This is a genomic window from Roseovarius sp. D0-M9, from assembly GCF_037083805.1.
In the GTDB taxonomy this organism is placed as follows: domain Bacteria; phylum Pseudomonadota; class Alphaproteobacteria; order Rhodobacterales; family Rhodobacteraceae; genus Roseovarius.
Genome location: NZ_JBAPKZ010000004.1, coordinates 180602 through 194636, shown reverse-complemented (window position 1 = coordinate 194636; position 14035 = coordinate 180602). Strand labels below are relative to the sequence as shown.

Sequence of the window (14035 nt, the reverse complement as noted above, 5' to 3'; positions counted from 1 at the left end):
GTCGCCGGTCGGCTCAAGCACCTGCCCGCGTCACCCTACGACACAACATCTGGTGTGGTCGTGAACTGACCGGAGACCCGCACACCCACACAAACCGCGAAGAAGCCAGTTTTCTGGGGACTTGTCTCGGCGGTTATGGATCTCAAGGTGTTGTACGCAAAGGCCGGACTGCACGATGATCTGCCTTTCTCGGTAACGCTCACGGGCCGTGACGCTACCGGTTCAGGAGGGCTCAGGTTTTTCGGACCTAAGGTCACGCCAGAGGACATGCCTGTCGTCGCGAGTGTCCAGTTGCCTACGGGCACATGGCAGATTTCCGCACTGCCACATGACGGCTGGAAAGCCGAACATCCGAACATTTGGACAATCCGTGCATTGTTGTTGTTGGCGGCTGCACTCATCTTGGTGCCAACCATAGAGATGGGGCGCTCAATGCAGGCGCACAAAAGCGCCATCGAAGAGTTGGAGGCCGTCAATACAGCCTTGCATCATCAGATGCGCGAACTTGAAACTGCACGTGCCGCTCAGGCGGAGGCGCAGGTTCAGTTACGTCAGTCCCAGAAGCTGGAGGCCGTGGGCCAACTGACTGGCGGCGTGGCCCATGACTTCAACAACCTGTTAACTGTGATCCTTGGCAACGCTGAAATGTTGGTAGAAAATTTAAGCGATCAGGATCGTTTGCGCGAACTCGCAGAAATAACTGTGAATGCGGCGGAACGCGGGTCCGAACTGACGGGTAGCCTTCTCGCTTTTTCAAGACAACAGCCCCTACAACCCCGCGTGTTGAATGTCAGCGATCAGATAAACAACGGTTTGGAGCTTCTTTTACGCCGCACACTGCCCGAGACGATCACCCTCCATATTGAGCGCGCTGAAAATTTATGGCTGGCCGAGATCGACCCAAGCCAACTGGAATCCACGCTTCTGAATATTGTGCTCAACGCGCGTGACGCAATGCCAGACGGAGGCCAGATCAAGATCAATGTGAGGAATGCCGTGTTCGATGATGATTTCGTGTTGAACGATCCGGACTTCGAAACTGGTCAGTACGTCATGATCAAAGTGACGGATTCCGGACACGGGATGGCAGAGGATACACTCTCGCGGGTATTCGAACCTTTCTTCACAACCAAGGAAGTCGGAAGTGGTTCTGGGCTGGGGCTAAGCATGGTCTATGGATTTGTGAAGCAATCGGGCGGCCATCTCCGCATCTGGTCCGAGCCCGAAAATGGCACTTCAGTGACTCTTTACTTTCCTCGGTCACTGCGTGAAGAAGCGAAGAGCCATATTGGTAGTAGCCCCGCGCCAATTTCACGCGGGACAGAGAGCATACTCGTCGTCGAGGACGATGAGCTAGTGCGCGAACATGTGCGCGCAAACTTGCTCGGACTGGGCTATAGGGTCGTCGAGGCCGAGAACGGGCCGCAGGCGATGGAAATCCTAGAACAGACGCGCGATCTCGACCTGCTCTTCACTGATGTTGTCCTTTCTGGCGGCATGAACGGACGAGAGCTGGCCGATGCTGCCAAGACGCGGCGACCCGCTCTGAAAGTACTCTTCACCTCGGGATATTCAGAGGACGCTATCGTCCATCATGGCCGGCTCGACCCAGAGGTCGAACTGCTTAGCAAGCCCTACCGCCACACTCAACTTGCAGAGAAGCTTCGCAAAGTGCTGGACTAGTCCAAGTTTTCCAAATCTGTCGATTGCTCCGTTTCTACCCTAAACAACGTAGTGGCGCTGACCGATCTGACCAGAAAGTGAGGCCTTGAAACTGACTTGAGGTAGAGCAGAGTGTTCCCCTTGTGCTAACCGTTCCACTGTCGGCTCTGGCTCTGACGGCATCGCTGGCTCGCGACCACGGCAAGTGGCAGTTCTCCGCCCGACCTCCATGAGATCCTTGGTTAATCTGGCCACCGACCATGGGTCCGCTTCGGGCTGCCTGCCGTCATCTGGCGTATCCGATCGGGATGCTGTCCTCCCATGCTAAAGCCTGCTTTCACGCGGTATCTTTTGTCAGGTGCAGAACACTATTTGCATCTTCCCGCAGAACGAACGGTCTGAAAATTGCGTCCGGTCCATCCTGAGTTTGATGACGACTAAAACCGTGCCCGTGTGGATCAAATGCACTCATGGGCCAATAGAGGATCACGCTGGCCGATGATTCGGCGGGCGACTTCAAGGTCACTTTGCCGTTGGATAGCCCGGAGCTTCAAGGGATCGAAGAGAAAGGGGTGGTCACCCTCAAGGTCAGCCGCTCTCATTCTGCTCGCGCCTCCTTGAGGCTCGACACACGGAAATGGCTCATGGCGCGATACCCGGCAACCCTCAACGCGGAATCCTATACGCCAAGAAAACAGTCTTGAGCCAAGCGCCTGCCTAGGTTGCATTGGCACCATCACTAAATTGAGGGGCGTGAAGGTGGGTGAATTCACATATCGCCCGCTAAGTCGTTGATTTGAAAATGGTAGTTGGCAGCCCGTAGGGGAATCGAACCCCTCTTTCCAGGTTGAAAACCTGGCGTCCTAACCGATAGACGAACGGGCCACACGCTGTGTGAGGCGGTTCCTAGGCAATTGCGCGCGGGGGCGCAAGGGGGTTTCTGCATCAAATCTGCTTGCTGGCTGAATTCTTTTCCTCATCCATCGGCGATGGCATGCCCTCAGGCGCGTGCGGCATCCTCGAGGCGCAGTTGCGCTGACTGCCGGCCTTGCCAGACGTTCAGTTCAAGCCGACCGGCCAGATGAAATCTCGCCCCGCCATGCCCCTCCAGGACAGGGCCCAGCGGGCCGTCGAAGGCGCCAAAGGCGATCGCGTCCATCTGCGGGCCAATCCCGTCACCAAACCGCAGCTTGAGATGCCGCTCGCCCACGCGCTTGGCGAAGGTGATCTGCATCTGGGCGAACACATGGCGCGGCGCGGCCGAGCCTGCGCCAAAGGGGCCTGCTGCTTCCAGTTGGCCAATCAATTCGGGCGTTGCGGCGCCGGGCATCAAGAGCCCGTCAAGCGGCAGATCCGTCGCGCCTCCGGTCCCGGCGCCCTGACGCGCGAGCAATTCCGACAGGCGCGCCATCGCAGGCTCCAGTTTGTCGCGCATCACTGTCAGGCCCGCAGCCATCTTGTGCCCGCCACCTTTGACCAGCAGGCCCTCGGCGGCCAGCCGCTGGATGGCCGCCCCCAGATCGACGCCCGAGACCGATCGCCCGGACCCCTTGCCGACATCGCCGTCAAAGCCGATCACGATCGAGGGGCGCATCGCAGCCTCCTTGAGGCGGCTGGCGACAATGCCGACGACGCCCGGATGCCAGCCTTCGCTGGCGGCCCAGACCAGCGGCGCGTCCAGCCCGCGGGCCTCGGCCTGCGCCATCGCCGCGGCCTGCACGCCGGCCTCGATCTCGCGGCGCTCGGAATTGAGCTGGTCAAGCCGCTCGGCCATCGCTTGCGCCTCATGCGGGACGTTGCACGCCAAGAGGCGCGCGCCCAGATCGGCGCGGCCGATACGGCCTCCGGCATTGACGCGCGGCCCAAGCAGAAAGCCGAGGTGATAGGCGGCTGGCGCGCTGTCCATCCGGGCCACATCGGCCAGCGCGACAAGGCCGGGCCGCTCGCGCCGGGCCATGACACGCAGGCCCTGCCGCACGAATGCGCGGTTGACCCCGATCAGCGGCGCGACATCGGCGACAGTGGCCAGGGCGACCAGATCCAGCATCGCCATCAGGTCGGGCCCCTTTCGCCCCGTCTCGCGCAGCTGGCGCCCCGCCTCGACCAGCATCAAGAAGACCACGGCGGCGGCACAGAGATGCGCCAGATCACCGCTTTCGTCCTGTCGATTGGGGTTCACCACCGCCAGCGCATCGGGCAGCGTTTCACCGCCGAGGTGATGATCCAGGATGATCACATCTGCACCCTTGGCGGCGTCCACAGGGCCGTGGCTGAGGGTGCCGCAATCGACGCACACGATCAGATCATGCACGGCGGCCAACTGCGCCATCGCCTCGCCATTGGGGCCATACCCCTCGTCGATGCGGTCCGGCACGTAAAGCGTCGCCTCGCGCCCCATCTGGCGCAGCCAGTCGATCAGCAGCGCCGCACTGGTGCCGCCGTCGACGTCATAATCGGCAAAGATCGCGATCCGTTCGCGCGCCTCGACCGCAGCCAGAAACCGCGCCGTCGCCGCCTCCATGTCAAGCAGCGCGCGTGGATCGGGCAGCAGATCGCGCAAGGATGGGGCCAGATATGTCTCCGCCTCATTCGGGGCGACCCCGCGCCGTGCCAGCGCCATGCAGACCGCATGAGGCAGGCCGGTGCCCTGCGCGATAGCTTCGGCTGCGCGGTCCATGAGGGCAGTCGGCCCGATCCATCGGCGCCCGCTCAGCGATGTGTCCACATCCAGAAAGGCCGTCATATGCCGCCACCTTTCATTGTTCCAAAAATACTCATGCTCCGGGCCATATCCAAGGCGCGCGGGAATGTCCCGCAGAATTGCCGTGTCGGCCACATGCCCAATGCAAGGCTACGCGCCGGCACGGGCCTGCGCGTCGGCGTGATGGCTGGCATAGCCGCGCTGCGTCTCGATCGCATCGGCGATGAACTTGGCATCCTGCCACACGCCCCAGATAAAGGAGGATCCACGCCGCGATTGCCATGCCAGGCCCAGAAAATAGACGCCCGCCTCGGTCGAGACGCCGCGCTGGTGCGCAGGTGCGCCCGCCGCGTCAAAGGCGTCCACCTGCAGCCAGCCGTAATCGCGGGCATAGCCGGTGGCCCAGATGATCGACGTGATGCCCGCTTCGGCCAGATCCAGCGATCTGAGCGGCGCGCTGACGCAATCGGGGTCTGGTGGAAACTGGCGTGCTTCGGGATCCTCGGGCAGGGCCAGACCGTTGCGCAGCACATAGGCGTCTGCGGCATCCAGCACCGACAGGTAGTTGGCATCGCCGTGCCGGATCGCCTCGGCGAGACCGCCGCCGAAATGCAGCGTGCCATCCTCATAGCGCTCGGTGCGCCCGACCAGCACCAGCCCCTCGGCGGCCATGCGGCGAAAATCTATGGTCTCCCCGCCGTGCGCGCCGCTGACGGCGATGGTCACATGCTCGGTTCCGGGCGCTGGCGCGACCATGTCCCATTTGCCCAGAACGCCCAGCCACCAGCAAAAGTCGCGCCCGCGATAGCGGCGCGGCGGGCGGTCATGCTTGCCTGCGGACAGATAGGTCTTGCGACCCGCGCGCATAAGCTCGGCGGCGATCTGCGCGCCCGAGGAGCCTGGCCCGACAACCAGAACCGCGCCCTGAGGCAATTGGTCCGGGTTGCGATAGGTGCTTGAATGGATCTGGGTGACGGGGGCGTCGGGCGGCACCACATTGGGGATGACGGGCTTTTGAAAGGCGCCGGTGGCGGCGACGACATGCTGCGCCTCGATCTCGCCATCGGCCGTCTCGACCAGAAATCCGGGCCGCCCCACAAGGGCGGTGACGCGCGTCACCTCGACGCCGGTGCGGATCGGCGCGTCGATCATCTTTGCGTAATCGGCAAAATATTCGGCCACGCTCTCCTTGGGGGCAAAGGCATCCGGGGCGATGCCCTTGAACTCCATACCCGGAAAGCGGTCATGCCAGGCAGGGCCGTTTGCCACCAGAGAATCCCAGCGCTCGCTGCGCCAGCGTTCGGCGATGCGGGCGCGTTCCAGCACCACGTGGCCAATGCCGCGCTTGCCCAGATGCTCGCTCATCGCGATGCCGGCCTGACCGCCGCCGACGACCACCGTGTCGATCTTTTCTGCGCCCATGCCGATCCCATCCGCTGCCTTGGCCGAGCTTAGGTCACGGGCAGGCGGGCGAAAACAGAAATCTGCCGGATCCGGCGCAGGCCGGTGTCAGGTGACGGGGTTGCGGTAGATCATGCGCCGGACCGAGCCTGTCTTGGAGCGCATCAGCACCGTCTCGGTCTCAATATAGCCGGGGCGCCGCTTGACCCCACGCACCAGCGAGCCGTCGGTGACGCCCGTCGCGGCAAAGATCACATCGCCGGTCACCATATCGTCCCGTGCATAAACGCGGTCCAGATCCGTGATGCCGGCCTTGGCGGCGCGGCCCCGCTCGTCGTCGTTGCGGAACAGAAGCCGGCCCCAGATCTGGCCGCCCATGCATTTCAGCGCCGAGGCCGCCAGCACGCCCTCGGGTGCCCCGCCCGACCCCATGTACATGTCGATACCGGTCTGATCGGCATTCGCGCAGTGGATGATGCCCGCCACATCGCCGTCGGTGATGAGAAAGACGGCGGCGCCGGTGGCGCGGATCTCGTCGATCACCTCTTGGTGGCGCGGACGCTCGAGGACGCAGACGGTGATATCGGACGCCTTGCAGCCCTTGGCCGTGGCCAGCGCTTCGACGCGTTCGCGCGGCGTCATGTTCAACGTGACGACGTCCTTGGCGTAGCCCGGCCCAACGGCCAGCTTGTCCATATAGACGTCAGGCGCGTGCAGCATGGTGCCGCGCGGCGCCATCGAAATCACAGTCAGCGCGTCGGGCATCGCCTTGGCCGTCAGCGTCGTGCCTTCGAGTGGGTCGAGCGCGATGTCAACGCCGGGGCCATCACCATTGCCCACCTCTTCGCCGATGAACAGCATCGGCGCCTCGTCACGCTCGCCTTCGCCAATGACGACGACGCCCTTGATTGCCAGCTTGTTCAGCTGCTCGCGCATGGCGTTGACGGCCAACTGGTCTGCGGCCTTTTCATCGCCGCGCCCGATCATGCCTGCGCAGGCGATGGCGGCGGCCTCGGAAACACGGGCCAGCCCGAGCGACAGCATACGGTCGTTGAAATCTGCGGTGGCAGTCATGGCAATGTCCTTTGAGGAAAAACAGTCAAGTGGCGGCGGTAGCGGTTCAGGTGCTTTCGATACGCAGTGCGATTGGGTCGCCGATGACGACGCCGAGGCGCGGCAGCGCGTCGAGTGCGCGGGTCAGCTCGGCGCGGCCCGCCTTGTGCGTGACGATCAGCACGGGGGCATCGGGGCCTGCATGGTCATACTGGCGCATCCGGTCGATGGAAACCCCGGCATCGCCGAGTGCGGTCGCCACCTTGGCCAGCGCGCCGGGCTTGTCGATCAGTGACATGCGCAGGTAGTAGGGCGCGGGTGTGCCTGCGGCGGCGGGCTGCGCCTGCTCGAGGCTGGCGGCGGGGCGGCCGAAGACGGGCAGGCGAAAGCCGCGCGCGATGTCCATCACGTCGCTCATCACCGCACTGGCAGTGGGGCCCATGCCCGCACCGGGGCCGCGCAGCACGATCTGCTCGACGTTGTCGCCTTCGAGCACGACCATGTTCGTGCCGCCCTCCAGCTGGCCCAGCGGAGAGCCGGCAGGCACGAGGCAGGGCGTCATGCGCTGCTCGAGCCCGCGGCCCGTCTTTTGGGCGACGCCGAGCAGTTTGATCCGAAAGCCCATGTCGGCGGCATGGTTGATATCCTCGATCGTGATGGCGCCGATACCCTCCATGTCGACCCCGGCGAAATCGACCTGGGTGCCGAAGGCAATGGCGGTCAGGAGCGCCAGCTTGTGCGCGGCGTCGATGCCGCCCACGTCCAGTTGGGGATCCGCCTCAAGATAGCCCAGATCGGACGCCTCCTGAAACACGTCGGCATAGGGAAGGCCCGCCGATTGCATGCGCGTCAGGATATAGTTGCAAGTGCCGTTCATGACACCCATGACGCGCGTCATGTCGTTGCCCGCAAGGCCTTCGGTCAGCGCCTTGACCACGGGGATACCGCCCGCGACGGCGGCCTCGAAGCGGATGACGCGGCCTGCCTCCTCGGCGGCCAGCGCTAGCGCGTGACCGTGATGTGCCAGAAGTGCCTTGTTCGCGGTGACCACGTCCTTGCCAGCGGCGATGGCGGCCTCGACGGAGTCCTTGGCGGGGCCGTTGTCGCCCCCGATCAACTCGACGAAAACGTCGACGTCATCGCGTTGGGCGAGGGCGACGGGATCGTCCTCCCACGCGTAATCGGCAAGGCTGACGCCACGGTCCTTGCCCTTGGAGCGGGCACAGACGGCGCTGATCGTGACGGGGCGCCCGGCGCGCGCCTCCAGCAGATTGGCCTTTTGGCGAATGATGCGCACAACGCCGGTGCCGACAGTGCCCAATCCGGCGATACCGAGGCGCAGAGGGTCTGTCATGGCGATGTCTCCGGAACTGAGGTGGGGTTCGGTCAAATGAGGTCAGTCGCGATCTACAGGCAAAGGGACAGGCGTGCAACGCGGGTTTTGCCGCGCGGGCGCTACTGCTGAACCCCGGTGCGCATACGGCCGCGCGTTGCAGGATCGACGACCGGGCCACCGAGGCGCGCCGCGCGGTCCCTCAGGCGGGTAGCGCGCGCTTCGATAGCGGGCGCCGTGTCTGGCGTGATGCGGCTGGTCTCCATCCGCGTGTTCAGACCGTCGAGCGGGATCAGATCGGGATAGGGCTGGGCCAGCGCGGCTTCCGAGGCGGGGCTGCTCAGTTCGGGAAAGGGCGTGCAGCCGGCGAGCGCGGCAAGACCAAGCGCAAAGAGGAGTTTTGACGGGGGTCTGGTCAGGGTCATGCGCCGCTCCATCGGATCGCGCCCTTCATGCCACTGTTGTGCCCGGCGGGGCAAGCGGCGTGCGCCAGTGGGTGCCGCAAGAATGCGGAGCCGGAAGGGCAGAGCGAAGAGCCCGGCGCCAAGATGCCCGGGAATTACGAAGCCAGATCGCGACCGCGACAGATGGGCTGGAAACGAGACAGACAGCGAAAAAATCGGGTCAGGAGGAAAAGGCCCCCGGCACGCGAGGCAAGCGGCCAAGTCAGGAATTGGACCAGTTGATCTGCGGCGCGAAACGCGGGATTGCCATCACGTATGTCGACATCTCCATAGGGTCACCGGGCCAGACATCGAACATTGGTTGATAGTCTGACAAACTTTCCACGATGACCAATTCCTCGCCGTCGCGCATCTGGGGCAGCCTGTCATGGGCGTCGATGACATCGGATGTTTCCAGTCGCGACAGATTGGTCGTGCCGCGCACCTCGCTCCATTTGACAGAATACTCGTCCTCGTCGACATCGTATTTGATGACCGACACCCGCAGCGTGTTCGTGCCGTGGTCGTTTGCGATGGTGTCAAAGACGGTCTTGGCGTTGCTGATGTAGGTGGGTGTGATCGGCAGCATCTCGCGCGACACCATGTCCGCGATGGTGTAGCTCGCCTTGTCGCGCGCGCTTTGATAGCGGTGCACCTCGAAGAATTCGTAAGTCGCGCCGATGGCCCAGATCAACACCGGCAATGTGATGACCGCCTCGACCATGACCGATCCGCGCTCTTCGCGGCGGAATCTGGAGAGCCAGGATTTCAAAGGTCTGAATGCCATTACAAAGGCTCCTGCACGAAGGCGGACATCGTGACGATGGCGATCTGGCCGCTGCTGTCCTTTTGCATGCCGCGGGCAAGCTGCCATGTCGGAAAGAGGGGGTCGTATTTGGCGCAGGCGCGCAGGAACATCAGCTGGTTCTGCTGGCCGGGCACGAATGTCAGCACCGGCGACCCCTCTTCTTCCTTGTCGGTGCACATGACCTCTCCGCCCAGCGTCGCCAGATTGCGCATGCTGGAGGGCACCATTTCAAGACGGATCGAGTTTTCGCAGTCACTGATGACGTAGACTTCATCGCAGATGCGCTTCTTGATTGCGTCATGGGAGGGGTTCGTTCCCGTGCCCAGCCGGATGTCGCGCACCGCGATGTCGAGGCCGCGCTCCAGCATCGTGTGGCGCAGGGTGATCATGCTCAGCTCGAGCGACATGACCAGAAGCGCCAGATAGACCGGCACGATGACCATGAACTCGACCGAGGCATTGCCATCCTCGCGCCTTGCGAGGCGGCCAAGGCGCCGGCGCAAAGCGCACCTGAGACGTGTCATTGCGTCAGCCTCAGATTGACCATGTTCAATGCGATCGAACTGAATGCATCGTTGATGTTGATGCCCTCGGCTCGGTAGTAGTGAGCTTCAGAAGAAGCGCAGTCCCGCAATGTCGTTTCGGCTGTTCCACCTTGGTCGATCTCGAAGCCAATAGTATACACCAAGACACCTTCATCTTTAGTGGCGGAACAGGAGTTAAGCATCCGAATGTTTTTTCTTGACCCAGTCAGAGGATCGCCCGTGTAATCATTGTAGGCAGACATATCTCCAGTGACGTCGTAGTAAAATTCGGGTGTGATCAGACCCCATGCATCTTCCCATGTCAGGCGATCGAGGCTGACGAAAGTCTCGCTACTTTGGATATCCGAAAACTCTGCACTGGTGATCCAGAAATTACGGTCAATGTTATAGTAGTAGTTTCTATATTCCAGATAGTATGCACTTTCGATTGTGCCAGTATTTGAGTACACACATTCCCATCTATTATTGCTGCATTTTCTAAGATCTGTGCTGGTCTTGTTCTTTTTGTATTTGTGATAGGCGTATTCAAAAATCCGCTCTTGGGTCTTCACCAGATAAAGATCTGAATTCTGGTTTCGCCAGTGCCCCCCTTCCGAGAAAAAGTAGGAAGAGGTGTTCTGACCGTCACCCATCATCACGACGACCTTGAGAGTTTCTTGATCGTCGTAGCTTGCTGGAACTGCGGTTAGCGACGCATCAACCTCTCCAGCGTGAACGAGATTATCTGTAATCTGACCAAAGGTTGGATCAAGTAGCGCGGCACCCCAATTCATGCCTTGATCTCCTGATGTATTTCCGCTGGCCAAGAGAGAGTCGATCTTTGAATGCAAAGCGGTTTTGTTGAATGAAAATGGGAGGATTTCCATGTAATCCTCCGCATAGCATGACCGCCATGCGGATTTGTTGAAATCGTCGAAGCCGCCGTAGACAGACGTATAGATCATCTGGTTTACGGGTTGCCCGCTCGAGAAACCGGAGTTGCCGGTGGCCAGAGAGGCATGCTTATGGTCGTTATCCTCGAATATGAGGCACGTAGAGTACTTATGTTTTTCATCCACGGCAAGAGCGCTATACATACCTTGCGTAGGGGTTACTGACCAGCTGAAAGGAACCACAGAAATCACTGTCTCTCCAGTTGCGGAGTTTCCTAGCACGGAGTTCACAAACTCCTTTGCCGCGCTTTTCAGATTCACGAGTTTGCTGTTTTTTCCCATCGAGCCGGACACATCGAGCACCAGTACCACCTCAAGCTTGGGAATGTGGCGCTCAGCGCCAGAGGTCGTGGCAGCGGTCAGTGTATCAATGCCCAAAAGTTTCATCAGATAGGTGTCAACGGTCTTGCTGGCACTTGCCGTAACCTTGCTGGAGTTAAGGGCCTGCGTGTCGCCCCCATCGCTAACGTTACCAAGGTACTGCGACATTTTAGCCTTCGCGAAGTAATCTTTGACGATTCCCTTTCGCTCCGTCCCGTTGGGTGCGCCAGCGGCGGCCAGAACGGCGGTGTCCAGCGTGTTCTGCAGCCGGGCGCGCTCCATCTCGTGGCGCATGACGTCGACGGCCACGCCACCGGCGATCAGCATCATGACGAGCATGAAAAGGGTGAAGGCGACGACCGCCCCGTCCTCGTCCTCGCCGAAGCGTTGCATCTTGCGCATCCGCGCGGCGGAGACCATCGCCCGGATCGTTCTGATCTTGGAACTCTTACGTGTCACTTTACTACCTCGCGATGCCGATGAACGGCGCTGCCCGAATCGGAATTCGTCGCAAGATTTATGATGAGCCACTGTGGCTGAAATAGGGCCGAAACCCGTGAAAATATGATATAAATCGGGTATTATATGGACAATCGGGCGGTCTGTGGGTCAGTGTTTCCATACTTGCGCCAAAGCAACCAGCCAGGGCGCAGATGCCGCTGTGGGGCACGCCATGCGGCGCCACCACGAGGCCGGGCCGAGGGCCGGTTGGGTGGACAAAAAAACTGAAGGCTTTAACCATGCGTTTGCGATATGCAGTTTAGACAGGTCGTGCGGGCGCGCCTCAGCACCCGCCGCACCCGGGGAGGACAATGATGACAGCCGCGAAAGAGCCGAGTTTCAGAGAGTCAGTAGACCTGATGTTCAACCGCGCGGTTGCGCTGATGGATCTTCCGCCGGGCCTCGAGGAGAAGATCCGGGTTTGCAATGCGACCTATACGGTGCGCTTTGGTGTGCGCCTGCGCGGGCAGATCCATACGTTCACCGGCTACCGCAGCGTCCATTCCGAGCATATGGAGCCGGTCAAGGGCGGCATCCGCTTTGCCATGGGCGTCAACCAGGATGAGGTCGAGGCGCTGGCGGCGCTGATGACCTACAAATGCGCCCTTGTCGAGGCACCGTTCGGCGGCTCCAAGGGCGGTCTGCGCATTGATCCGCGCGAGTGGGACGAGCACGAGATGGAGCGCATCACGCGCCGCTTTGCCTTCGAGCTGATCAAGCGCGACCTGATCAATCCCAGCCAGAACGTGCCCGCGCCCGACATGGGCACAAGCGAGCGCGAGATGGCGTGGATTGCGGATCAGTATCACCGCATGAACACCACCGATATCAACGCGCGCGCCTGCGTCACCGGCAAGCCGATCAATGCGGGCGGCATTCAGGGCCGGACCGAGGCGACGGGTCGCGGCGTGCAATTCGCCTTGCAGGAATTTTTCCGCCACCCCGAGGATATCAAGGCAGCAAAGCTCTCGGGCAAGCTGGATGGCAAGCGTGTCATCGTGCAGGGCCTTGGCAATGTGGGCTATCACGCGGCCAAGTTCCTGTCGAACGAGGATGGCTGCATCATCACCGCGATCATCGAGCGGGACGGCGCATTGATCAGTGACAAGGGCCTCAATGTCGAGGACGTATACAATTGGATCGGCAAGCACGGCGGCGTTTCCGGCTTCCCCGACGCGCAGCATGTGGCCGACGGTGCCAAGGTTCTGGAGAAGGAGTGCGACATCCTGATCCCGGCCGCCATGGAAGGTGTCATCAACATCTCGAACGCGGCCAACATCAAGGCGCCTTTGATCATCGAGGCGGCGAACGGGCCTGTCACGGCAGGCGGTGACCAGATCCTGCGCGAGAGGGGCTGCGTCATCATCCCGGACATGTTCGCGAACGCGGGCGGTGTGACGGTATCCTACTTCGAATGGGTCAAGAACCTCAGCCACATCCGCTTTGGCCGCATGGGCCGCCGGCAGGAGGAGTCGCGCCACCAGCTGGTCGTGGACGAGCTGGAGCGCTTGAGCAACGACAAGCAGCTGGGCTGGACGCTCAGCCCCGATTTCAAGCAGCGATACTTGCGCGGCGCGGGCGAGCTGGAGCTTGTGCGCTCGGGGCTCGACGACACGATGCGCGCGGCCTATCAGTCGATGCGCGAGGTCTGGCACGCCCGCGACGAAGTGACGGATCTGCGCACTGCCGCCTATCTGGTATCCATCGGCAAGGTGGCCGCCAGCTATCGGGCGCTCGGCCTATAAGGAAGGCGCTGGGGCGGAACTTGCGCGTGGCAGGCTTCTCCGGGGCGCACTTGCGGGCGTTGCGTTCCGTGAGGCCAGTTTTCTCGGGCGCAGGGCGGGCCTCGGCAACTCTTGCGACAGGCACCGCGTTGGCCACCTGAGACAGCCCGGTCTAGCCGGGCCGTAAATTAGAAAAGAAAAGGACAATCGCTTATGTATCGCACGTCCATCTTTCGCCTGCCGCGCACGCGCTGGATCGCCTACACGCTCCCCCTGCTTCTCGGCGGCCTCGCGCTTGGCCAGCCGGCCCTGGCCCAGGATGCCAGCGACGAGGGATGCGCAGCGACGGCCGAAATCGTCGCGGACGCCGTTGTGATGCGTGCGGATGGCGCGTCGCAAAAGGCGACCGCAAAGGCGCTTGCGTCCAGTGATATCGAGGCGAAATACGCCGATGCCGTCGCGCCCCTCGTCGATTGGGTCTATACGCTGCCGCAAGAGCATCTGACCGACGAGACTGCAGGCACGTTCAATGACGCATGCCTTGCGCAGATGGGATAGCATTCCGACCGGCGGCGCGCGGGCGCTCAAGAGCGCGCCTGAGCCACCCTTGA

Annotated in this window: 11 protein-coding genes and 1 tRNA gene; 3 read left to right on the top strand and 9 right to left on the bottom strand. The window is 61.8% G+C overall.

From position 1 onward, the window contains the following. Positions 1-135 precede the first annotated feature (135 nt). Positions 136-1683, top strand: a complete 1548-nt coding sequence (locus V8352_RS05010) for an ATP-binding protein (RefSeq protein WP_336423161.1) — start codon at positions 136-138, stop codon at positions 1681-1683. A 789-nt stretch (positions 1684-2472) separates the two neighbouring features. Here the strand turns inward: V8352_RS05010 and V8352_RS05005 are convergent. The 9 genes from V8352_RS05005 to V8352_RS04965 form a co-directional block, all read right to left on the bottom strand. Further along, positions 2473-2547: transfer RNA gene (locus tag V8352_RS05005), tRNA-Glu, on the bottom strand. Positions 2548-2662: 115 nt separating this feature from the next. After that, complete coding sequence (recJ, locus tag V8352_RS05000) at positions 2663-4405, bottom strand: single-stranded-DNA-specific exonuclease RecJ (RefSeq protein ID WP_336423160.1); 1743 nt, start codon at positions 4403-4405, stop codon at positions 2663-2665. A 108-nt stretch (positions 4406-4513) separates the two neighbouring features. Beyond that, positions 4514-5785, bottom strand: a complete 1272-nt coding sequence (locus V8352_RS04995; RefSeq protein ID WP_336423159.1) for a flavin-containing monooxygenase — start codon at positions 5783-5785, stop codon at positions 4514-4516. Between the two features lie 87 nt (positions 5786-5872). Beyond that, positions 5873-6838, bottom strand: coding sequence for a class II fructose-bisphosphatase (gene glpX / locus V8352_RS04990; RefSeq protein ID WP_336423158.1), 966 nt, complete (start codon positions 6836-6838; stop codon positions 5873-5875). 46 nt (positions 6839-6884) lie between these two features. Then, the gene (locus V8352_RS04985; protein WP_336423157.1) at positions 6885-8171 is read right to left on the bottom strand and encodes a homoserine dehydrogenase; all 1287 of its coding nucleotides are present in this window, start codon (positions 8169-8171) and stop codon (positions 6885-6887) included. 101 nt (positions 8172-8272) lie between these two features. Then, positions 8273-8575, bottom strand: a complete 303-nt coding sequence (locus tag V8352_RS04980) for a hypothetical protein (RefSeq protein ID WP_336423156.1) — start codon at positions 8573-8575, stop codon at positions 8273-8275. Positions 8576-8816: 241 nt separating this feature from the next. After that, positions 8817-9380 (bottom strand): TadE/TadG family type IV pilus assembly protein, encoded by a 564-nt coding sequence (locus V8352_RS04975; RefSeq protein ID WP_336423155.1) that lies wholly within the window; start codon positions 9378-9380, stop codon positions 8817-8819. Next, a complete protein-coding gene (locus tag V8352_RS04970; protein ID WP_336423154.1) occupies positions 9380-9925 on the bottom strand; it encodes a TadE/TadG family type IV pilus assembly protein in 546 nt (181 codons plus the stop codon). The genes V8352_RS04975 and V8352_RS04970 overlap by 1 nt, the downstream gene beginning before the upstream one ends. Continuing rightward, a complete protein-coding gene (locus V8352_RS04965; RefSeq protein ID WP_336423153.1) occupies positions 9922-11601 on the bottom strand; it encodes a TadE/TadG family type IV pilus assembly protein in 1680 nt (559 codons plus the stop codon). Before V8352_RS04965 ends, V8352_RS04970 begins: the two co-directional genes overlap by 4 nt. Before the next feature lie 413 nt (positions 11602-12014). On the opposite strand from V8352_RS04965, the gene V8352_RS04960 reads away from it, so the two are divergent. Both V8352_RS04960 and V8352_RS04955 read left to right on the top strand, forming a co-directional pair. After that, positions 12015-13445 (top strand): Glu/Leu/Phe/Val family dehydrogenase, encoded by a 1431-nt coding sequence (locus tag V8352_RS04960; RefSeq protein WP_336423152.1) that lies wholly within the window; start codon positions 12015-12017, stop codon positions 13443-13445. Between the two features lie 192 nt (positions 13446-13637). Further along, positions 13638-13982, top strand: a complete 345-nt coding sequence (locus tag V8352_RS04955) for a DNA primase (protein ID WP_336423151.1) — start codon at positions 13638-13640, stop codon at positions 13980-13982. Positions 13983-14035: the final 53 nt, after the last annotated feature.

Coding starts and splice junctions, on each gene's coding strand:
- V8352_RS05010 (WP_336423161.1), top strand. CDS start 136: ATGGATCTCAAGGTGTTGTACGCAAAGGCCGGACTGCACGATGATCTG.
- recJ (WP_336423160.1), bottom strand. CDS start 4,405: ATGACGGCCTTTCTGGATGTGGACACATCGCTGAGCGGGCGCCGATGG.
- V8352_RS04995 (WP_336423159.1), bottom strand. CDS start 5,785: ATGGGCGCAGAAAAGATCGACACGGTGGTCGTCGGCGGCGGTCAGGCC.
- glpX (WP_336423158.1), bottom strand. CDS start 6,838: ATGACTGCCACCGCAGATTTCAACGACCGTATGCTGTCGCTCGGGCTG.
- V8352_RS04985 (WP_336423157.1), bottom strand. CDS start 8,171: ATGACAGACCCTCTGCGCCTCGGTATCGCCGGATTGGGCACTGTCGGC.
- V8352_RS04980 (WP_336423156.1), bottom strand. CDS start 8,575: ATGACCCTGACCAGACCCCCGTCAAAACTCCTCTTTGCGCTTGGTCTT.
- V8352_RS04975 (WP_336423155.1), bottom strand. CDS start 9,380: ATGGCATTCAGACCTTTGAAATCCTGGCTCTCCAGATTCCGCCGCGAA.
- V8352_RS04970 (WP_336423154.1), bottom strand. CDS start 9,925: ATGACACGTCTCAGGTGCGCTTTGCGCCGGCGCCTTGGCCGCCTCGCA.
- V8352_RS04965 (WP_336423153.1), bottom strand. CDS start 11,601: ATGCGCAAGATGCAACGCTTCGGCGAGGACGAGGACGGGGCGGTCGTC.
- V8352_RS04960 (WP_336423152.1), top strand. CDS start 12,015: ATGACAGCCGCGAAAGAGCCGAGTTTCAGAGAGTCAGTAGACCTGATG.
- V8352_RS04955 (WP_336423151.1), top strand. CDS start 13,638: ATGTATCGCACGTCCATCTTTCGCCTGCCGCGCACGCGCTGGATCGCC.